This is a genomic window from Paraburkholderia saeva (genome assembly GCF_907164555.1).
Lineage (GTDB): Bacteria > Pseudomonadota > Gammaproteobacteria > Burkholderiales > Burkholderiaceae > Paraburkholderia > Paraburkholderia saeva.
Window position 1 is genome coordinate 51,841 of the sequence record NZ_CAJQZC010000017.1, and the last position, 21,319, is coordinate 73,159.

Below are 21,319 nucleotides of genomic sequence, written 5' to 3' on the forward strand. Positions count from 1 at the left end.
GCTCACACGTGTCCGGCCAGATGGAAACGCGAAGCCGGATGCCACAGGCGCACCGACGTCGCGACATCGTCGCCGACCCACGTTCTGCGCCACAGCATCAGGCACGGCTCACCGATGTCCATCATCAGATGACGTCGCACGTTGGCGTCCGGCTTTTGCGCGTAGATGCGAAACTCGGCGCGCTGGATCGGCGCGACACGCACCATGTAATGGTTCGGCGTTTCGACCGTGAAGTCCTGTTCGAGATACGCGGGGAACACCTTGGGATTCACGAAACGGTCTTCGTACTGGATCGGCTCGCCTTCCTCGGCGTGCACGATGCACGAATGAAACGCGGGGCCTGATTCGAGCCCGAGCGCTTCGAGTGACAGCGGATCGTCGCTCGGTTCGAGCGTCAGAAGGCGCGCCGTGTGACGGTGGCCGCGCGCGGCGATCTCGTCGGCAATACTGCGGATCTCCAGCACGGTCGATTCGTAGCGCTGCGGCGCGACGAACGTGCCCGAGCCCTGCACGCGCGTCAGCACGCGCTCGGTCGTGAGTTCCCGCAGCGCGCGCGAAACCGTCATGCGCGCGACGCCGAATTCCTTCACCAGTTCCGTTTCCGACGGAATCAGCCCGCCGGGTTTCCATACGCCTTCCGCGATGCGCTTCACCACGTAGCGCTTGATCTGCTCATAGGCCGGCAGCGCCTTCATCGTGACGGCCGGGGGCGCGCTGTCCGTCCGATCCTGTTTTAGTTCTGTGCTCTCGTTCAGATTCACGTCGACCTCGTGGGTTGTACGCAAGGTGCCGGCAGACGGGCCGGTCAGGCCGCCGCCGGGCTAATCGAGTCACTCATCGAGCTCGCCTGGGCCGCTCCGTCAACCGGCGCTCGCGACCGAATGAGGATCGTTGGCCGCGATGTTAGCAGCGTCGGTCGCGGCGATGTTCGAATTGCTGGCACGCGTGAGCGTCGTTTCGTCCGCGGGCGGCGTGGCGGGTTTGCCCGGTGACGGAAAAAGCGGGGGCGCCGCTTCCGCAATCAGGCGGAACGCTGCGGCCATATCGCCTGCAAGCGGGCGATCGTCGCGGTACGTCGGCACGAGGCTGCGCACCCGTCGCCATAGCGCATCGGTATGCGGCGCACGGGCGGCGTCGATGGTTTGCAGGTCGTAGGCCTGCGCCGCGGCCAGCAGTTCGATCGCGACGATACGGCCCGCGTTGTCGACGATCTCCAGCGCCTTCAGCGCAGCGGGCGTCGCATGACACAGATGATCTTCCTGCAGCCCCGACGTTATGCCGCCATCGAGACTCGCGGGCGCCGCAAGCCGGCGGTTCTGCGCAACAAGCGAAGCCGCCGTGTACTGCGCGATCATGAAACCGGAACACGTGCCACCCGGCTCCGCGAGGAACGCCGGCAGGCCGCTCACGAGCGGGTTGACGAGGCGGTCGAGGCGGCGCTCGGCCATTGCCGCGACCTGTGCGATCGCGGTGGCGAGGCTGTCCATCGCGAGCGCAATCGATGCGCCGACCGCGTGCGCCTGCGAATACACGCGCGGCGCTTCGGGCGTGCCCGCGACGATCGGGTTGTCGGTGATCGAAGCGAGTTCGCGGTTGACGACCTCCGCCGTACCTGCGAGCACGTCGCGCGCCGCGCCGTGCACGTGCGGAATCGTGCGCATGCTAAGCGGGTCCTGCGTGCGCTGGCCGATGACCGACGCGAGAATGCCGCTGTCGGCAAGTGCGTTACGCATCCGTTCGCCGACCACGTTCAACCCCGGCGACACGCGCAATGCGAGCGAATCGGCGTCGAACGCGGCGAGCTGGCCACGCAGGTTTTCGAAGCTCATTGCCGCGACGGCGTCGGTCCAGTCGAGCAGACGTTCGGCTCTAGCGAGCGCAAGCGCAGCGAGACCGGTGACGCACGGCGTGCCGTTGACGAGGCATAAGCCTTCCTTCGCTTCGAGCACGAGCGGTTCGCGCCCAAGCCGGCGCAACGCTTCGCGGCCGCTGATGCGTTCGCCACGATGTCGCGCATGCCCTTCCCCGATACACACCAGCGCGATGTGCGCCATGTGGCTCAGATAGCCGACAGAACCGAACGCCGGCACTTCAGGCAGGCAATCGGCGTCGAGCAGTGCGACGAGCTGGTCGGCGACCTCAAGGCGAATGCCGGAATGTCCGTGCGCAAAATTGTTGACGGCGGCTGCGATGATCGCGCGCGTTTCGGCGGCGCCCAGCGGCGCGCCCACGCCCACCGCGTGGCTCATCAGGATATTGCGCGACAGCGTGCGCTGCTCGGAGGGCGAAACGATCACATCGCACAACGCGCCGACGCCGGTATTCACGCCATACGCGCGAATCCCGCGCTCGACGATCTGCTCGACGAGCACCCGCGCGGCAGCGATGCGCCCGCGCGCGGCAGCGGAGAGTTCCAGTGGCTCGCCGGCGGCAATCGCGGCGACCTGACGCCAGTCAAGAGGACGGTCGGAACGGATGACGGCCATGATAGTGCTCAGTTTGCGGTACGGTGGTGGTGGCTCGAAACGAACTGCCTGAAGCGCTCGGACTTGAGTTCGCCGAAGACTTCGTCCGGCGTGCCGTCGGCTTCGACCTGCCCTTGATGCAGGAACATCACGCGATTCGACACGTGTCGCGCGAAACCCATTTCATGCGTGACGACCAGCATCGTGCGGCCCTCCTCGGCGAGCGAACGCATCACGCGCAGCACTTCGCCGACCAGTTCCGGATCGAGCGCGGAAGTCGGTTCGTCGAACAGCATGACCTTCGGATGCATGGCGAGCGCGCGTGCGATCGCGACGCGCTGCTGCTGGCCGCCCGACAGATGCGCCGGATAGTGGCTGCGTTTTTCCGCGAGACCCACCTTCGCGAGCAGCGCTTCGGCTTCTTCGATCGATTCGGCGCGCGTGCGCTTCAACACACGCATCGGCCCTTCAATCAGGTTTTCGAGCACCGTCATGTGCGACCAGAGGTTGAAGTTCTGGAACACCATGCCGAGCTGCGAACGGATGCGGTCCACTTGGCGGCGGTCGCGCGGCTGCAGTTTGCCGTCGCCGCGACGCTTCATTTCCAGCTCTTCGCCCGCGAGCGAGACCGAGCCGTCGTCCGGTGTTTCCAGCAGGTTCAGGCAGCGCAGGAACGTGCTCTTGCCCGAACCGCTTGCGCCGAGGATCGAGATCACGTCGCCTTCGTGCGCGTCGAGCGAGATGCCCTTCAGTACGTGATGCTCGCCAAACGACTTGTGAATGTTCTTGACCGACAATGCAACGGGTGCCGTAGCGTTCATGTGATTCTCCAGAATGACTGCCGTTCAGGGCGCAGCGCGACGAGCTTCGCTGGTGGCGGATACCGGACGCGGCGCGGCTGCGGCCGGCGCCTCGCGCAGATGGTGCGACAGGCGGCGTTCGAGCAGACCCAGCAGTCGCACGATGACGAAGTTCAGAAACAGGTAGATCAGCGCGGCGCAGATGAAGACTTCAGTCGTGCGATAGGTCTGCTGGATGATCTGCTGCGCGACGCCCGTCACTTCCCACACGGTGACGAGACTCGCAAGCGCGGTCGATTTCACGAGCAGCACTGCTTCGGTCGAATACGCCGGCAGGCACTGACGCAGCGCGATCGGGCCGATCACCCGGCGCAGCAGCGCGAACCCCGAAAGGCCAATCGAATAACCCGCCTCGATCTGTCCGACCGGCACGGCCATCAGGCCGCCGCGAATGATTTCCGCCGTATAGCCCGCGGTACACAGCGCGAGCGACAGCACCGCGCACATGTACGGCTCACGCAGCAGCGGCCACATGAAACTCTCGCGGATCACGCCGAACTGGCCGAGCCCGTAGTACACGAGGAACATCTGGATCAGGAGCGGCGAGCCGCGAAACACGAGGATATAGCCACGCGCGAAGCGGTTCGGCAGCCAGTGTGACGACACGCGCATCGTGACGATCACGAGCGAAAGGAGCCCGCCCAGGATGAGCGACGCGAAGAACAGGCCGAGCGTGACCGGAACCGCCCCGAGCAGCTGGCGCAGCGTGTCGAAAAGGAAATCGAAGTCGAAATGCATGATGGCGGCGTTCCTGTCAGTTACGCGCGAAATTGCGCTTGAACGACCGGCCGACCCGCGCTTCCGCACGGTTGAAGACACGGTTCGAGATGCCCGTCATCAGCAGATACAGCGCGCCGCCCACGACGAAGAACGTGAAGTATTGATGTGTCGATCCCGCCGCGATCTGGCTCGTGCGCAGCAGTTCGGCGAGCCCCGTGACGGAGATCAGCGCCGAGTCCTTGAGGCTCAGCTGCCACACGTTGCCGATGCCCGGCAGCGCGAAGCGCAGCACCTGCGGAATCAGGATCCGGCGCGCGACGAGCAGGGTCGGCATGCCGGTGGCGCGGGCCGCTTCGAGCTCGCCCTTCGATACCGCCAGCACCGCCGAGCGGTAGACCTCCGCCTGATACGCGCCAGAGATCATGCCGACCGCGAGCGCGCCAATGACAAACGGCGGTACGCCGACGAAGCCTTCCGCGCCAAACCACTGGCCGACCGTGGTGACGAGCGTCGAGCCGCCGAAGTAGAACAGATAGATGACGAGAAGTTCGGGCACGCCGCGAAACACCGTCGTGTAGAAATCGCCAATCACGCGCAACATACGATGGCGCGACAGTTTGGCCGCGGCGACAAACCCGCCGAACACGGCGCCCACGGCGAGCGCGGCAAGCGTCAGCGCGACCGTCATCAACGCCGCGAGCAGCAACACGCCGCCCCAGCCCTCCGGCCCGAAGCCGAGCACCCCGATCAGAGCCATTCGCTACTCCTCAACCAGTACCATCGATGAACCGGTGGTTCGCACGACACAGTTGCAGCACGTGCCACGCGAACCGTTACAGCGATCCTGCATGCGCGCGCCGCCCGATGTAACCGGCGCGACGCAGCGCAGTTATCTGCGTCTGACGATCAGGGCGTGACGTCGGTCTTGAACCACTTGTCGGCGAGCTTCTTGACCGTGCCGTCCGCGAGCGCTGCGCTAATCGCCGTGTCGAACTTCGCTCTCAGATCGGCGTCCTGCTTGCGGAACGCGAGGCCTTCACCCGGACCCCAGATCGGGCCGCCGATCTTCGGACCCGCCAGCACGATCGAAGCGTTTTCCTTCTTGTCGTTGTTCGCGGCGTAGTACGTCACGTCGTCAAACGATGCGTCGATGCGGCCCGCGACCAGATCCAGATCGCGCTCCGGCGAAGTCTTGTAGACGCGGATCGTGGCGATGTCCTTGAAGCCGTCGTTGATGAACTTCGTGTAGACGGTGCCCGACTGGATACCGATCGTGCGGCCTTTCAGCTGCTTGCGCAGGGCGTCGACAGTCGGCTGGTCGGTCTTCGGGTCGCCGGTCAGCTTGACGGGCGCGGCGCTGGGCGATGCCTTCGGCAGCACCTTCGGATCGGTCACAGCGAACGTAGCGGGCGTCGCGGCGTACGGCTTCGAAAACGCGATGATCTTTTCGCGCTCAGGCGTGATCGAGATCGCGTCCATCAGCACGTCGAACTTGCCGGCCTGCAGACCCGGGATCATGCCGTCCCAGTCCTGGGCGACGAGGTTGCACTGGATCTTGATGCGGTCACACAGGTTCGCGACCAGTTCCGGCTCGAAGCCGCCGAGCTTGCCGCCCGGCAGCGTCAGGTTCCACGGCGCGTAACCGCCTTCGAGCGCGATCGTGACAGACTTCCATTCCTTCGCCTGCACGGGGGCCGCGAGGACGGCCGCGGTGCCAAGAACTGCGCCAATCAATGCCTTTGCCAACGTAGTGCGCTTGACCTTCACGTCGAATCTCCATGGATTGAGGAACCACCGGCTCACCAGACAGACATTTAATCGCCCGGTGAATTTGTATAGACAAGTCTGCACCAGTCAAAAAGCACTCGCAAGAAAATTTGCCCAAAAATCGCTAAATCCTCGGGTAAGCCCTATGTATAAAGGCTTTAAGGAGCGCTTCCTGAAGGAAATCTGCCTTCCAGCAGTGGGGATATTCGTGCCGCGATGGGGCGTTTTGTCTAGACAGGTTGGTGCAGATACACCCGCGGATGCCTCAAACTGGCGCACCGGGGCATGCGTCGCAAGGTCGGGGGGGAGACTTCAACGCGCCAGGAGCACGCTCACCATATGCCCGGTATCAGGCGGTATCTGACGCGCGTCGCGTAGTCCGCATAGCCTGGCAGTTGCTCGGCGAGCGTGCGCTCTTCCATCACCGCGCGCCATCCGATGCCGGCCACGAGCACGGGCACACACGCGAGTCCCCACCACGAGCCGAGCAACAGTGGCGAGCCGACGAAGAACAGGATCGCCGCCGCGTACATCGGGTGGCGCACCCACGCATAGGGGCCTCTGTCGCAGACCTGATGTCCGCGACCGGTCTGCACCTTGACGACCGGTGCGGCGAAACTGTTCGCCCGGAACACGTGACCGGTCATCCAGACGCACAGGAACATCGCGACCGCGCCGGCTACGTGCAGCCACAGCGGCACGAACGACGATTGCCAGCGTCGTGCATCGAGGGCCATCAGGACCAGCCACGCGCACCAGACCAGCGCCACCACGGCCATGAAGAGCTTGTCCCAGCTACTCTGGTCGCGCTGCACGGGCGGCTTGAGGCGCTCTTCGAGCAGGCCCGGATCCTCCCGGGCGAGCCGCAGACCGATCCACAGCCCGAGCGCGCCCATCTCGACGAGATAGCACCACCCTGCCGGCCACGCCCACGTACCCGCCGCGACGAACATCAGCACCGCCATGCCCGCGAGCCACAGCACGGTCTGAACGAGGAGCCGCGTGATCATCGCCGCTAAAGCCTACGTGCGCGTCGCGCGCCCTTTCACGCGCCCGAACACGGCCGGAATGTCGATATCGGCGGTATCGATGCCAAAGAGGCCGCGTAGCGTGTCGGCGAGTTCGCTTGCATCGCCGATCTGCCGTTCGGTCACGCGTCCATCTTTCGTGCGCAGGGTGAGGCGGTCATCGAAGAGATTGGCGCGACCCTCCGGTACCACGCGCGTCACGACGAGATCGGTCGTGAAGAACGACGCGGGATACGTCGACGTGTACCAGTTGCTCACTTCGTAATCGATCCATTCGACGCGGTTCAGATCGAAGCGATACACCTTCGCCCAGGCGTCGTCCCTTTGCACTTCGAGGTCGAACGCGCCGTGCGAGGCATCCGACAGGCGGAACGGTTCGAGTGTGGTCGGTTGCGTTTCGCCCGCGATCAGGCGCAGCGGCGACGTCAGGGTTGCCGTGCCGAAGCCGACGTCGGCCATCCACGACTCGCCGTCGAGGTCGACGCGCATCAGCATGTGCGTGCGCGGCGACAGCGTGCCGGGTTCGCGGCCCCACAGCACGCGCGCGATCAGCGGTGTCACGGCGAAACCGAGTTGCATCAGCGCATGCGCGAACAGCCGGTTCTGCTCGAAGCAATAGCCGCCGCGATGGCGTACCACCAGCTTGTCGACCACATCATCCAGATCGAGCGAGACGCGGCGGCCCGTCAGCGGATCGAGGTTTTCGAAGGGAATCGCATGCGCGTGCAGACGCTGCACATCGCGCAGGACATCGAGCGTCGGCGCGCGCGGGCCGGTATAGCCAATGCGCGCGAAATAGCGGTCGAGATCGAATGAAGGGGCCATCGGGGTCTCCTGCCCGGTCGCACTGGAATCAGAATGAGCACTGCAAGGCGTGTAGATGCAAACGCAGATGAACGTGCCGCGCAGCAGCGATCTTAACGCTGCTGCGCTACGCCCTGTGCAGCAGGGTTTGCAGCACGCGCCGCGCGCCGCATTGCCCTCACAGGACTACATGCCCTTCATCGCACTCGTCGCGATCGAGGGCACCGAGATGCCGTGACTCGATGCGAACTGGACCGCTGCGCTCAACGTCGACATCAGCGATTGCAGCTGCCCAGGCGCGGATTGCGCGACATACTCGGCCGCCTGTGCTGTCTGTGGATTGAGCCCCGACTGCAGCAGCGAAGTCGGGTTCAACTGGCCCACGCTGCCGAGCTGCGACTGCAGGCCCGAATACTGGCTCACGCCCTTGCCAAGCGACGAGAGTCCATCCGTGAAGGCCTGCTTGTTGACAGGCGTGCTGGACGACGCGCCGCCGCTGAACGCCTGGGTTAGCGACTGCGACAGCGACTGCTGCGTGCTGCCCACCTGCGAAAGCGTGCTCGCCGAGGGCACGCCGCCGCCAAGGAGACCCGCGGCCTGTTGCGCCTGCCCCGCCGCACTGCTCATACCCATCGCCGAAGCGAGACTCGACTGCCCGCTCAACACCTGCTGGTTCGCACCGACATAACTTTGCAGCAACTGCGTCACGCCACCCGAAGAAGGCGCCGCGGCGGTCGCCGCATTGCCGCCCCCGCCAATACCGAACTGCTGAAGGTTGAGCTGCGCATGGGCCGCTTCGCCGGCGAGGAATCCGGCACCTGCGATCAACGAAAACGACAGCGAGAGGATGCGTTTTTTCATGTCTATCTCCTGACAGTGGCCTTGCATGGCCTTTCACGGCCATCGTGCGCTTCGACATCAGTTAGATGGCGGCGTTCGGTCGCCTGGCCATCCGGCTGATGCAAAGCAAAGAAGACACAAAGGAGTTTCAGCGCCACCACGCTGCCCGTGCCAATATTTTCGTCTGACATAAACCTTGATTGCAGTTCCTCAGATTCATCTCATTCCGTCTGACGAATATCGGCAAATTAACGCTCCAATATCGGGCAGCCATTATCTTTTAAACACCAACTTCTTTCTATTTCATTACGTTGTTATTTCTTAACAATAACGCCTAAATGGTTTCTATCGCACTCCGTAAATCTTTTGTATCAATATAAGTAATCTTTATGCGAATCATTCTCATTTGTGTTGACTGTTAAATCCGGCGTGCGTACGATTCAAGACATCCGCAGTGCGTCATTTCGTCGACCGCTGCTGCGATCTGATTGCCGGCATTCGCGTTTCCCGCCTTTAAAGATCGTCACGCAAATACCAACGAAAAGGATTTCGATGAAGCTCGCCCGGTCCATCCGGCTCGCTCGTGCGGCACGTGCGCGTGCAGAAGCCCCGTCGCGTGTTTGCGCGATGCGTGTCCCGCCCCTTCGCAGGGCGGCCTTCTATACAGCGTTCGCATTGGCAGGCATGACGGGCAGCGCGGCCTATGCCGCGGCCAGTCCCGATGCCACACCCGAAGCGCCCGAAGCCGACCTGAATATTCAGGCGCAACCCGCGGGTCAGTGGACCGGGGTATGGACACGCGAAACCCTGCTTGGCGATATTGGCGGCCTGCGTCCGTGGCTTGGTAAATACGGTGTGACATTCGGCCTCACCGAAACCAGCGAATATCTCGCGAACCTGCGCGGCGGTCTCGCGCGCGGCGGCGATTACGACGGTTTGACGACCGCCACCGTGCAGGTCGATACGCAAAAAGCGTTCGGTCTGCCAGGCGGTTTGTTCAACGTGAGCGCGTTGCAGATTCACGGCCAGAATCTGAGCGAAAACAAGCTTGGCACGTTGAATACGGCGAGCGGTATCGAGGCGCAGGCCACCACCCGTCTGTGGGAGTTGTGGTATCAGCAGTCGCTGCTCAACAAGAAACTCGACATCAAGATCGGTCAGCAAAGTATCGACCAGGAATTCATGACGAGCCAGTATTCCGCGCTCTTCGTGAACACGATGTTCGGCTGGCCGGGCGTGCCTTCGTATGACATGCCGTCGGGTGGCCCGGCGTATCCGCTGGCGGGTCTCGGCGTGCGCGTGCGCGGACAGATCACGCCTTCGTTGACGGCACTGGCCGGTGTATTTTCGGGCGACCCGCTCGGCAACAATCCGGACAACCTGAGCGGCACAAACTTCAACCTGCACAACGGCGCGCTCTTTATCGGCGAGTTGCAGTACGCGATCAACCAGCCGGCCGACGGCGAAATGGTCGGCATGAGCCAGAGTGGTTTGCCCGGCACCTACAAGATCGGCTTCTGGTACAACAGCGGCAGCTTCGACGACCAGCGCTACGACAATACCGGTGTGCCGCTCGCGAACACGACGCTCTCGACGGGCGTCCCGCAGTCGCATCGCGGCGACTACAGCTTTTACGCGGTCGCGGACCAGATGATCTGGCGTCCCGACCCGGACGAACCGCGCAGCCTCGGTGTGTTCATGCGCGTGATGGGCGCGCCGGGCGACCGCAACCTGATCAGCGGCAGTGCCAATCTCGGCCTCGTGCTGAAGGCGCCATTCGCCGGTCGCGACGACGACTCCGCCGGCATCGCGTTGACCTGGATTCAGGTCGGCAGTCACGCCCGCGGCTTCGACCGCGACAGCCTCGCATTTACCGGCGGCCCGTACCCGATCCGCAACAGCGAAACCGTGCTGGAAGCGACCTATCAGTATCAGGTCACGCCGTGGTGGCAACTGCAGGCCGACGCGCAGTACACGTTCAACGCCGGCGCCGGTCAGAACCCGAACGACCCGACCCAGGCGCTGCGCAATACGTTTGTGATCGGCGTGCGAACCAACATCACGTTCTGACGCTGACCTTACTTAACCGAACCTACGCATTCGATCATGACGGAATCCACGTTTTGCGCGAGCGGCACGGAGATATACATGACCTACCCCACGCGCCAGGCAGCACGCCGCACAACGGGCACTGCTCGCGCCACGCTCACCGCTCTTCTGACGTTCGGCGCGCTGTTTGCCGCAGGCGCGGCACACGCCGAACCGAAGGGTTTTCTCGAGACGTTGAAGCATCACGAGACGCTCATCAACACGGTGCCCGACAACGGTGACCAGAACCCGTACGCGGTTGTCGTCGCGCCCGTCTCGGCCGGAACCATCAAACAGGGGGACGTGCTGGTCGGCAACTTCAACAACGCGACGAACCTGCAGGGCACGGGCAGCACGATCATCAACTATCACCCCGACACGAAGCAGATGACGACGTTCGCGATCGTGCCGCGCGACCTGAAGGCATGTCCGGGCGGCATCGGTCTGTCGACTGCGATGACGATGCTGAAGTCGGGCTGGGTGATCGTCGGCAGCACGCCGAGCAATGACGGCACCACCGGCACGAAAGGCGCCGGCTGTCTGATCGTGCTCGATTCGCAGGGCAAGGTGGCCTCGACGATCGTGAGCCCGAACATCAACGATCCGTGGGGCAACATGGCGGTCGTCGACAACGGCACGAGCGCGACGCTTTTCCTGAGCAACGCGGGCTTTGGCGTCGGTGGCGCGGACGGCACGCCGCCCGTGTTCAAGCAGGCCACCGTGCTGCGGCTCGACCTCGACATTGCGCAAGGCAAGCCGCCCGTCGTGAAGAAAGAGACGGTCGTTGGCAGCGGCTTTGGCGCGCAGGCCGACAAGGGCGTGTTCCTCGTCGGACCGACGGGACTCGCGCTGTCGAAAGACCAGTCGCTGCTGTATGTGTCCGACGCGATCGGCAACCGGGTGACGGAAATCGACGAACCGATGACGCGCGATTCGAGCGCGGGCGTCGGCCGCCAGGTCACCGCGGACGGCCTGCTGCACCGGCCGCTCGCGATGGTGACGGCGCCCAACGGCCACCTGCTCGTGACGAACGCGCTGAATGGCCAGGTCGTCGAAATCGATCCGGTCGAAGGCAAGCAGATTTACGCACGCTGGATCGACACGGACAAGGCGCAATCGCCGCCAGGCAATGGCGACCTGTTTGGCATTGCAATGACGCCGGAAGGCGATGGTTTCTACTACGTACAGGACGACGTGAACACGCTAGTGCTCGCGAAGTAAGCATCATGGCAAACGACAACATGCCCCCATCGCGTCCGTCGCGACGCGGGTTTCTCAAGGCAGGCGGCGCCGCGGTAGCGGCGGGCGCCACCCTCGGCGCGACGGGCGTCGCGCAGGCGGCCCAGGCCGCGCCCGGCAAAACCCATGCGGACGATCCGCAGCGCGCCGTCGAGCCGTTTTTCGGCACGCATCAGGGCGGCATCGTCACGCCGCAGCAGAGCCACACGTACGTCGCGGCGTTCGATCTCACGACCGAAAAACGCGATGACGTGATCGGCCTGCTGCGTGCATGGACCGACGCCGCCGCGCGCATGACCCAGGGCGCGACCGCTGGCCCGCTCGACACGCCCGAAGACAAACCCGCGCCCGATTCCGGCGATATTCTCGGCCTCGGTCCGCAGGGTCTCACGATCACGTTCGGCTTCGGCCCGGGCCTTTTCACGCAGGAAGGCCGCGATCGATACGGCATCGCGAACCGGCGCCCCGCCGCGCTCGTCGACCTGCCGCGCTTTAACGGCGACCAGCTGATCGCGCAGAAAACGGGCGGCGACCTGTACATCCAGGCATGCGCGAACGACGCGCAGGTCGCGTTCCATGCAGTGCGGCAACTCGCGCGCATGGGTTATGGCGCGATTGCCATGCGCTGGGGTCAGGCGGGCTTCCTGTCCGGCCCGCGCGGACAGACGCCGCGCAACCTGATGGGCTTCAAGGACGGAACGAACAATCCTTCGACGGCGAAACCGCCGCTGATGAACCAGTTCGTCTGGGCCAATGCCCCCGATGCGCCGTGGATGCAGGGCGGCACGTACACGGTCGTGCGTCGCATCCGTATCACGCTCGAGCACTGGGACCAGATGGAACTCGGCTTCCAGGAAGAAGTGTTCGGCCGGCACAAATATAGCGGCGCGCCGCTCGGCCTGAAAACCGAGTTCGACGCACTCGACCTGAAAGCCGAGGACAAGGACGGCAATCCGGTCATCGCGCAGAACGCGCACGTGCGGCTGTCGAACGAGGCGTCCAATAACGGCGCGCAGATTCTGCGCCGTTCGTATTCGTATAACGACGGCACGAATTTCTACATCGAGCGCTGGCCGCCATGGCGCCAGGAAACGGAATACGACGCCGGGCTGATCTTCATCGCGCACCAGAGCGATCCGCGTACCGGCTTCATTCCGATCAACGAAAAGCTCGCGAAGTTCGACCTGATGAACCAGTTCACGACGCACGTCGGCAGCGCGGTGTTCGCGTGTCCGCCGGGCGCGCGGCAAGGTTCGTATATCGGCGCAGGACTCTTCGAAACGTAACGCCGTGCGGGCCTGAGGTTGCATGTCACGCTCATGGCGGCTCAGGCCCGCACCGCACACAACAGATTGCACTCAGTACGCATCGAATCAATACATCAAGGGGATACAAGAATCATGGCTCAATCCTGGTTTCGCGCGCGCCTTGGCGCGTCCTGCATTGCCGCTGCACTGTCGCTGACGGTCGCGGCGCCCGCTGCGCACGCTGCTTCGATCGTGCTGTACAGCGCGCAGCACGAACAGGTCGTCGACATGCTCGCCAGGGACTTCGAAAAGGAATCGGGCATTTCAGTGAAGATCCGCAGCGGCGAAGGTCCGGCGCTCGCCGCACAGCTCGTCGCGGAAGGATCGGCCACGCCGGCCGATGTGTACTTCACGGAAAACTCGCCCGAACTGATGCTGCTCGAGGAAAAGGGCATGCTGACGAAGGTCGACCCCACGACGCTCGCGACGATTCCGGCGCGCTTCAACTCGCCGACGGGCCAGTGGGTCGGCGTGACGGCGCGTGAAAGCGTGCTCGCTTACAACACGACGAAGCTGCAGCCGGCGCAACTGCCGCCGTCGCTCTTCGATCTGACGAAGCCGGAATGGAAAGGCCGCATCGGCATTGCACCGAGCGACGGCGACTTCCTGCCGCTCGTGAGCGCCGTGCTCGCGCTGAAGGGCCAGGACCAGACGCTGCAATGGCTCAAGGGCCTGAAAAAGAACGCGCAGATTTTCGACGACGACGAAGGCGTGGTCGCTGCCGTCAACCGTGGCGGCGTCGCTGCCGGCATCATCAACAACTACTACTGGGCGCGCCTGCACACCGAACTCGGCGACAAGGCCACGCGCAGCGCGATCTATCACTACACCAATGGCGACGCGGGCGGACTCGTGAACGTGTCGGGCGCAGCAGTGCTGAAGACTGCGAAAAACGCGGACGGCGCGCAGCAGTTCCTGAAGTATCTCGTCGGCGAACGCGCGCAGACGCTGATGGCGAAGAGCCACGTGAGCTATGAATACCCGCTGCACGCGGGCATCCAGGCTGACCCGATTCTCAAGCCGTTCGCTGAACTGACGCCGCCCGCGCTCACGCTTGAACAGCTCGGCGACGACAGCCAGGCGGGCAAGCTGCTGCGTCAGGCGGGCCTGTTGTAACGCGCCGCCGATGAGCGAAATCGTCATTGCCGCCACCGCGGCTCCCGCACCGGCACGTGCCACACGGCGCGCGCCGGGCGGCCTGCTGGCCGCAGCGGCACTCAGCGCATTGCTGGTGCTGCTGCCGCTGGCGTTCACGTTCTACCGCGCGACGACGTTCGGCCTCGACGACACGATCGAACTCGTGTTCAGACCGCTCGTCGGCGAGCTGTTCGTCAACACGCTGATGATCACCGTCAGCGCGACGCTTGCGTGCACTGTACTCGGCACGGCCACCGCGTGGTTCGTCGAACGCACGCATGTGCCGGGACGTCGCGTGTGGGCCGTGCTCGCCGCCGCGCCGCTCGCGATGCCGCCGTTCATCACGAGTTACGCGTGGATGTCGATCAGCCTCGATCTGCAGGACTTTGCGGGCGCGTTGCTGGTGATCACGTCCGCGTATTTTCCGCTGGTGTATTTGCCGGTTGCCGCCTCGCTGCGCGGCATGGATCCGGCGCTCGAAGAAAGCGCACGCGCGCTCGGCTGCGGACGCTACGCCGTGTTCATGCGAGTCGTGCTGCCGCAACTGCGCCCCGCTCTCCTTGGCGGCATGCTGCTCGTGGCGCTCGGCGTGCTGTCCGAGTTCGGCGCGTTCCAGCTGCTGCGCTTTCGCACGTTCACGACGCAGATCTACGCCCAGTTCCGCACGAGCTTCGACAGCAGCGGCGCTTCGGTGATGGCGTGTCTCCTGATCGCGCTGTGTCTCGTATGTCTCGCGCTCGAATTTCGGGTGCGTGGCGGTGCGCGGTATGAGCGCGTCGATCGCGGCGCGCGCCGCGCGGCATTGCGTTACGACCTCGGCACATGGCGCTGGATCGTAACAGGCGGCTTCGCCACGCTCGCCATCGTGACGCTCGGCGTGCCGCTCGGCATGATCGGCTTCTGGCTCACGCAGGAAGGCGCCGCGGCTGTCACGCCCGCCGAAGTGTCACCTGAACTGCTGTTCAACGCGACGATGTCCTCGGTCGGTTTCGGGCTTTCCGCCGCCGTCGTCACGACGCTGCTCGTCATTCCGCTCGCGTTTCTACTCGTGCGTTTTCCCGGACGGCTCGCGACCCTCTTCGAGCGCACCGTCTTTCTCGCGCAGGGCGTGCCTGGCCTCGTGATCGCGCTCGCCATCGTTTCGCTCGCGGTGCATGCGCTGCAACCGCTGTATCAGAGCGCCACGCTGCTCGTGGTTGCCTATGCGATCCTCTTCATGCCGCTTGCGCTCGTCAGCGTGCGCGCTGCCCTCGCGCAGGCGCAGCCGCGTCTCGAGGAAACCGCCCGCGCGCTGGGCCTGAACTGGACGCAGACGTTCCTGCGCGTGCTGCTGCCGCTTGCGGGCCCGGGACTCGGTGCGGCGGCTTCGATGGTTTTCATTTCGGTCGTCACCGAACTCAACGCGACACTGCTGCTTTCGCCGATCGGCACACGCACGCTCGCCACGCAGGTGTGGGCCGATACGTCGACGCTTGCGTTCGCCGCCGCCGCGCCTTACGCGGCGCTTCTGGCGGCCATTTCGCTGTGCGCCTCCGGCCTGCTGTTCGCGCTGCTCGGCCGCTCGGCGCTGCTCGGGCGCGATCACAACCCCGCGTTGGGGTCGGCCTTGCAGCCTGTTTCGGAACCCAACCCGCAGGCCGCCTCGCGGCAAAACCCTACCGCAAATCGCTGACGCGCACAAAATCGCCGCATAATTGCGCGCACACCTGCACATCACGACGCTCCGACGCCCCGCATTTTCTATCCGGTTCACATGAGCAATCTTCGTATCAGCGGGCTGCACAAGTCCTTCGGTAATCACACCGTGCTGCACGGCATCGACCTTTCCGTCGAGCGCGGCACGCTGCTGGCGCTGCTGGGCCCGTCCGGCAGCGGCAAGACCACGCTGCTGCGCGTGCTGTGCGGTTTCGAGCGGGCGGATAGCGGCACGGTCGAAATCGACGGCCGCCAGGTGGCGGGCGACAACCTGCATCTGCCGTCCGAGCAGCGACGCATCGGCTATGTGCCACAGGAAGGCGCGCTGTTTCCGCATCTTTCGGTGGCCGACAACATCGTGTTCGGCCTGCCGCGCGGACAGCGTCGCGCGCAGCATCGCGTCGCCGAGCTGCTGGAACTCGTGGGCCTCGCGCCCGATTACGCGAGCCGCGCGCCGCAGCAGCTTTCCGGTGGACAGCAGCAGCGTGTCGCACTGGCCCGCGCGCTCGCGCCTTCGCCGACGCTCGTGATGCTCGACGAACCGTTCTCGTCGCTCGATGCCGCGCTGCGGCTCGAAACGCGCCAGGCAGTGGCGGATGCGCTCGCCGCCGCGGGCGCGACAGCAGTACTCGTCACGCACGACCAGTCGGAAGCGCTTTCGCTCGGGCGCGAAGTCGCCGTGCTGTGGAACGGCAAACTGATCCAGACCGCGACGCCCGAGACGCTCTACCGGCGACCGGTCTCGCGCGAACTCGCTTCGTTTATCGGCGAGGCGGTGCTGCTGCCGGGCATCGCGTCGCGCGATATCGCCCGGTGCGCGCTCGGCGAACTGAAGCTGTCGGCGCCCCTCGCCGACGGTCCAATCGATGTCATGGTGCGACCCGAACAGATTCACGTGCTGCACGCCCACGAGCTGCCGCGCGACGGCGCGCCGACGTTCGGTGCGGTCGTGCGCGAAGTGACGTTCAACGGCCAGGACGCAAGCGTCGTGCTGCACCTGCAGGACGATGACGCAGCACGCGCGAACGGCGCGGCGCCACTGAATGGCATGACAATTCGCGCCCGCGTTCCCGGTCATCGAAGCCCGCGTCCAGGCGAGCGCGTACGACTCGCGGTCGACGGCGAAGTGACCGGCTACGCGCGCGCCTGACCGCGCACCGACAGATCCTGCATCATCTGCGCCGCGAGATAGTCGCAGGTCGGGCGGTCCGACTTCGCGCTGCGGGCAACGACGATCTCCAGCGGCTCGATGTCCGGCAGGCCCTGCGCCTCGCCATAAATGGCAAGCCTCGACGGCACACTGCAGCGCGCGAGCGCGACGACGGCAAGTCCCGCATCGACGGTTGCCACAAGCCCCAGCAGACTCGCACTGCTATACGCGGCGCGATACCTGATGCCCGCGCCGTTGAGCGCCGCGAGTGTATGCGCCCGTGCCACGCAGCCATGCTCGTACAACCCGACGGGTAGCGGTGAAGTTGCGAGCACCGAGGTGTCGTCGGGCGCGCCGACCCACACCATGTCCTCCCGGCGCACCAGGTCGCCGCGCAATTTGCGGTCGCGCGTGACGAACGCGAGGTCGATCTTGTTGTCGGCCAGCATCGGCGCGAGCGCCGTGCTCTGCGCGCAGACGATTTCGATCTCGACGCGCGGATACAGGTTCGAAAAGCGCCGCAACACCGGCGAAAGCAGCGACGACACGTAATCGTCCGGTGCGCCGAGCACGACGCGCCCGCTCACATCGGGCCGCGCGATCGCCGACCACGCCTCCTCATGCAGATCGAGCATTCGCCGCGCGTATTCGAGCAGCGTGTTGCCCGGCCGTGTCAGCGCCAGGTTGCGCGTGTCGCGCGTGAAGAGCGTCGTGCCGAGCATGCGCTCCAGCCGCTTGATCTGCATGCTGACGGCCGCCTGCGACCGGTGCACCGTCACCGACGCCTTCGTGAAACTGCCCGCCTCCACCACCGCGACGAACGTGCGCAACAGATCGACATCGAATTCAGGGTGCATGATTCATCAATTTATTTTATGGAATTTCTCAATTTTATTCGTTTGTAAGCGATCGGCAAGTCATCGATACTCGATACGTGAATGCTTGTCAGGGAGCCCGTTTTCATGAACATCACCGAACGTCAGCAAGGCGCTGTCACGCTGGCCGCAGGCGGACTGCTGATGGGCACCATCGGAATTTTTGTCGAAGAGGCGCGGCTCGGCGCGCTCACGCTGGTGTTTTTCCGCTGCCTCTTCGGCTTTCTCGCGCTCTTTGCGTACTGCGCCTGGAAAGGCTTCTTCGCGCGCCGGTTTTTCACGCGCCGCACGGTGACGCTCGCGGTCATTTCGGGCGTGCTGATGGTCACGCAGTGGGTCGGTTTCTTCGATGCGATTCATCGCACGAGCATCGCCGTGGCTACTGTCGTCTTTCATGTGCAGCCATTCTGGGTCGTGCTGATCGGCGCCGCGCTCTTTAACGAGCGGCTCGGCATCGACCGCCTTGGCTGGATCGCCACGGCGTTCGTCGGGCTTGTCCTCGCTTCGGGCGTGATCGCAAGCGGAAACGTGCAGGGACATGCGAGCTATCTGATCGGCATCGGCGAGGCGCTCGCCGGCTCGGTGCTCTATGCAAGCGTCACGCTGATCGCGAAGAGCCTCGGCGACATGCGTCCGCATCTGTTGACGCTCGCGCAATGTTTCGTTGGCGTCGTGTGTCTGCCTGTCATTGCACCGTTTGTCGCGCCGTTTGCGTCGGTGCATCTTTCACCGCAGCAATGGTTCTGGGTGGTCGGCATGGGCGTGCTGCACACCGGCCTCTCGTACGTGCTGATCTACGGCGCACTGCCGAAGCTCACGACGCCCGTCATCGCCGTACTGCTGTTCGTCTATCCGCTCACGGCAATCGCCGTCGACGCACTTGTCTACGGCCGCGCGCTCTCGTCGCTGCAGCTCGCCGGCATGGCGCTGATCGTCGCTGCGAGCCTTGGCGTGAACCTCGGCTGGCCGCTGCTTTCGGTCGTGCTGCCCGGCGTGCGCAGGCGCGCCTGACGTCACGCCGGCATAGGTAAGCGAAGACGGATGTAAAAAGGCGCGGACGCTATTCAGGCGCCCGCGACGCTTTTTACTCGTAGTGAAAACCGCACGCGATCACGTAAATCAAGCCATCTTCCGGCAGATACACAAGACGGTCGGCCCGCGTGATACGCCTTGACCAGAAGCCCGAAAGATTGCCCACCAGCGGCTCGGGCTTGCCGGTGCCCCTGAACGGATCGCGCCGACATTCCTCCAGCAGCGCGTTGATATTACGCAGGACTTTCGGGTCCGTCTGCTGCCAGTGCAAATAGTCTTCCCACGCTTCGTCGGTGAAGGCGAACGCGGCATCAGCCCTTGCGGCCTCTTTGTTTCGGCTCTTCTGATTGATCATGTGTCAGCAGGTTGCGTCGAACCGCCTTGCCGGCCTTCACCTGGGCAATGGAACGCGCAAGCCGTTCGGCGTTTTTCGGAGAGCTCAACAGATACAGCGTTTCCTGCATCGAATTGAAATCATCGAGCGACACCATCACAACATGCTCGCCGCTTTGCCGCGTGATCATCATCGGCGTGTGGTCGCGGCACACGTCATCCATCGCCTGCTTGAAGCCGGCTCGCGCCTCGCTATAAGTTAGTACGTTCATTTTCAGATTCCCGACCTGAGTGGTTTCGCTCCGGTCGCTCCTGTCAGATTGGGTTGGCAGCGCTGCTTTCACGGGCCTCCCTCATGCAAAATCCAGGGAAAACATGAGAAAACGTCGAGGACAGGACAGCTATCCATCGGCTGAACCATTGTACAGATAGCGGTACAACAAAACAATCCGCCGCCAGTGCCACGTCTGCCTGCAACCTTGAGGCAGATCATGACATCTGGCGGCGGCAGGCCGACAGTCGGCCAGATGGCCATGTCTGTGTGAACGTGCGGCCCGGCGCATCATGTCCGCGCCGTCATCCGGTCATTGCGGCAGCACGTCTCCCCGGGTTTCCGGTGCGAACGGAATGATGAACAGGCCGATCACAAAAGCAACCGCCGTGATCGCAACCGGCACGCCGAGCGTGTGCATGTTCAGCACCGCGGCGCCGAGCAGGAAGTTCACGCCGGCGCCCACGAACCGTCCGAACGACGTGCAGAACGCGAACGCCGTCGCCCGAACACGGGTTTCGAACTGCTCCGGCAGCCACAGGCTGAACAGCGCGAAATTGCCGCCGAAGAAACCGAGCACCACGAGCCACGCAATGAACGGCGCGAGGCCGTTCGGCAGATAGAACGCCCAGCCGAATGCGCCCACGATCGACACCGCCATGCCGGCGAAGTAGACCGCGAGCGTCTTCTTGCGGCCGATGCGCTCAGCGAGCGGCGGCAGGCAGAGACAGCCGATGATCGTCGCGATCGAAAGCAGCCCGGTTGCGATCGACGCCATCTTGATCGCCTCGGGTTTTGCCATGCCGGCCTTCGTCGCGAGCTGGATGACCGCTGACGGCTCGTACACAGCACCCGCCCACAGCCCGATGATCGCGATGGTCAGCAGCGCGCACATGACCCACGTGCGGCGACGGTAAGCCGGCCCGAGAATCTCCCGCAGCGGTTTGCTGTGCACGGTGCGCGCTTCGGCCTTCTTCCACTTCTCCGGTTCCTTCACCTGCAGCAGGATCAGGATCGCGCACACCACCGGCACCGCGCCCGTCAGGAACATCGCGCGCCAGCCGTAATGCACGCCGATCGTGTAATTCAGCGCGGCGGCAAGAAAGAAGCCCGCGTAGTAACCGGTCTGCAGATATCCCGCGCCCATCTTGCGACGGTCTTCCGGCCACGCTTCGGCAACGTAGGTCCCGGCCAGTGCCCATTCACCGCCAATCCCGACGCCGGCAATGAAGCGATAGATGCCGAGTTCCCACACGTTGTGCGCGGTCGCCGAAAGCCCCGTGAAAATTGCGAACGTGAAGATCGTGCCGGCCAGCACCTTCGTGCGGCCGAAGCGGTCCGCGAGCGGCCCCCAGATGAACGACAGCCCCCAGCCGACGAGAAACAGCGCAAACAGGATCGAGCCCGCGAGGCCGACGTTAGCGGGCGTCGCGGCATACCCGGAGTTCGGCAGCAGTTCGGTGAGCGCGGGCGTGAGGACAAGCGCGTAGATGAACGAGTCCATCCCGTCGAGTGTCCAGCCAGCCCACGCGCCCCAGAAACCTGCGATCTGCGAGCGGTTAAGTGGCGTGCGATGCCGCGCGGCAGTCGCGCGGTCCGTCAGTGAATTCATCATGCTCCTCCGGTGATACGGTTGGAATACGTGCTTCTGAACGACCGTGCAGCCTGTCCGTCCGACGGGAAGCCGGGCGATCCTGCCGCCATGATG

The 21,319-nt window shown here is 64.3% G+C and carries 20 protein-coding genes; 7 read left to right on the forward strand and 13 right to left on the reverse strand.

The genetic code is table 11. The annotated features are described in order from the left end of the window. Positions 1–2: 2 nt before the first annotated feature. From hutC to LPA36_RS28325, 9 genes are all read right to left on the reverse strand, one after another. Positions 3–695, reverse strand: a complete 693-nt coding sequence (gene hutC, locus LPA36_RS28285; RefSeq protein WP_228883855.1) for a histidine utilization repressor — start codon at positions 693–695, stop codon at positions 3–5. 165 nt (positions 696–860) lie between these two features. After that, a complete protein-coding gene (locus LPA36_RS28290; RefSeq protein ID WP_228883812.1) occupies positions 861–2,486 on the reverse strand; it encodes an HAL/PAL/TAL family ammonia-lyase in 1,626 nt (541 codons plus the stop codon). A gap of 8 nt (positions 2,487–2,494) precedes the next feature. Further along, positions 2,495–3,286 carry an ABC transporter ATP-binding protein gene (locus tag LPA36_RS28295; protein WP_228883813.1) on the reverse strand — a complete coding sequence of 264 codons (792 nt, stop codon included), beginning with the start codon at positions 3,284–3,286 and terminating at the stop codon, positions 2,495–2,497. Positions 3,287–3,310: 24 nt separating this feature from the next. Continuing rightward, entirely contained in the window at positions 3,311–4,063 is a 753-nt protein-coding gene (locus tag LPA36_RS28300) for an ABC transporter permease (RefSeq protein WP_228883814.1), read from the reverse strand. Positions 4,064–4,079: 16 nt separating this feature from the next. Beyond that, the gene (locus LPA36_RS28305) at positions 4,080–4,802 is read right to left on the reverse strand and encodes an ABC transporter permease (RefSeq protein WP_228883815.1); all 723 of its coding nucleotides are present in this window, start codon (positions 4,800–4,802) and stop codon (positions 4,080–4,082) included. 149 nt (positions 4,803–4,951) lie between these two features. Further along, a complete protein-coding gene (locus LPA36_RS28310; protein WP_228883816.1) occupies positions 4,952–5,812 on the reverse strand; it encodes a transporter substrate-binding domain-containing protein in 861 nt (286 codons plus the stop codon). 332 nt (positions 5,813–6,144) lie between these two features. After that, complete coding sequence (locus tag LPA36_RS28315) at positions 6,145–6,822, reverse strand: methyltransferase family protein (protein WP_228883817.1); 678 nt, start codon at positions 6,820–6,822, stop codon at positions 6,145–6,147. 12 nt (positions 6,823–6,834) lie between these two features. Continuing rightward, complete coding sequence (locus LPA36_RS28320) at positions 6,835–7,665, reverse strand: arylamine N-acetyltransferase family protein (RefSeq protein ID WP_228883818.1); 831 nt, start codon at positions 7,663–7,665, stop codon at positions 6,835–6,837. A 165-nt stretch (positions 7,666–7,830) separates the two neighbouring features. Further along, positions 7,831–8,505 (reverse strand): hypothetical protein, encoded by a 675-nt coding sequence (locus LPA36_RS28325; protein WP_228883819.1) that lies wholly within the window; start codon positions 8,503–8,505, stop codon positions 7,831–7,833. Positions 8,506–9,111: 606 nt separating this feature from the next. On the opposite strand from LPA36_RS28325, the gene LPA36_RS28330 reads away from it, so the two are divergent. The 6 genes from LPA36_RS28330 (at position 9,112) to LPA36_RS28355 (ending at position 17,100) form a co-directional block, all read left to right on the forward strand. Further along, positions 9,112–10,554 (forward strand): carbohydrate porin, encoded by a 1,443-nt coding sequence (locus LPA36_RS28330; RefSeq protein ID WP_228883820.1) that lies wholly within the window; start codon positions 9,112–9,114, stop codon positions 10,552–10,554. A gap of 78 nt (positions 10,555–10,632) precedes the next feature. Beyond that, positions 10,633–11,793, forward strand: coding sequence for an NHL repeat-containing protein (locus tag LPA36_RS28335; protein ID WP_228883821.1), 1,161 nt, complete (start codon positions 10,633–10,635; stop codon positions 11,791–11,793). A 5-nt stretch (positions 11,794–11,798) separates the two neighbouring features. Continuing rightward, positions 11,799–13,097 carry an iron uptake transporter deferrochelatase/peroxidase subunit gene (gene efeB / locus LPA36_RS28340; RefSeq protein WP_228883822.1) on the forward strand — a complete coding sequence of 433 codons (1,299 nt, stop codon included), beginning with the start codon at positions 11,799–11,801 and terminating at the stop codon, positions 13,095–13,097. 114 nt (positions 13,098–13,211) lie between these two features. Further along, positions 13,212–14,234 (forward strand): iron ABC transporter substrate-binding protein, encoded by a 1,023-nt coding sequence (locus LPA36_RS28345; protein ID WP_228883823.1) that lies wholly within the window; start codon positions 13,212–13,214, stop codon positions 14,232–14,234. Between the two features lie 10 nt (positions 14,235–14,244). After that, on the forward strand, positions 14,245–15,927 hold the full coding sequence (locus LPA36_RS28350) for an ABC transporter permease (RefSeq protein WP_228883824.1): 1,683 nt from the start codon (positions 14,245–14,247) through the stop codon (positions 15,925–15,927). A gap of 81 nt (positions 15,928–16,008) precedes the next feature. Beyond that, the gene (locus tag LPA36_RS28355) at positions 16,009–17,100 is read left to right on the forward strand and encodes an ABC transporter ATP-binding protein (protein ID WP_228883825.1); all 1,092 of its coding nucleotides are present in this window, start codon (positions 16,009–16,011) and stop codon (positions 17,098–17,100) included. On the opposite strand, the gene LPA36_RS28360 is transcribed toward LPA36_RS28355, so the two are convergent. Next, positions 17,085–17,957, reverse strand: coding sequence for a LysR substrate-binding domain-containing protein (locus LPA36_RS28360; RefSeq protein WP_228883826.1), 873 nt, complete (start codon positions 17,955–17,957; stop codon positions 17,085–17,087). The genes LPA36_RS28355 and LPA36_RS28360 overlap by 16 nt on opposite strands. Before the next feature lie 105 nt (positions 17,958–18,062). On the opposite strand from LPA36_RS28360, the gene LPA36_RS28365 reads away from it, so the two are divergent. Further along, entirely contained in the window at positions 18,063–18,986 is a 924-nt protein-coding gene (locus LPA36_RS28365; RefSeq protein WP_228883827.1) for a DMT family transporter, read from the forward strand. Positions 18,987–19,059: 73 nt separating this feature from the next. Here the strand turns inward: LPA36_RS28365 and LPA36_RS28370 are convergent, their stop codons facing one another. The 3 genes from LPA36_RS28370 to LPA36_RS28380 form a co-directional block, all read right to left on the reverse strand. Next, complete coding sequence (locus LPA36_RS28370; RefSeq protein WP_228883828.1) at positions 19,060–19,362, reverse strand: Txe/YoeB family addiction module toxin; 303 nt, start codon at positions 19,360–19,362, stop codon at positions 19,060–19,062. After that, a complete protein-coding gene (locus LPA36_RS28375) occupies positions 19,319–19,612 on the reverse strand; it encodes a type II toxin-antitoxin system Phd/YefM family antitoxin (protein WP_228883856.1) in 294 nt (97 codons plus the stop codon). Before LPA36_RS28375 ends, LPA36_RS28370 begins: the two co-directional genes overlap by 44 nt. A gap of 312 nt (positions 19,613–19,924) precedes the next feature. Next, positions 19,925–21,223 (reverse strand): MFS transporter, encoded by a 1,299-nt coding sequence (locus LPA36_RS28380; protein ID WP_228883857.1) that lies wholly within the window; start codon positions 21,221–21,223, stop codon positions 19,925–19,927. Between the last annotated feature and the right edge of the window lie 96 nt (positions 21,224–21,319).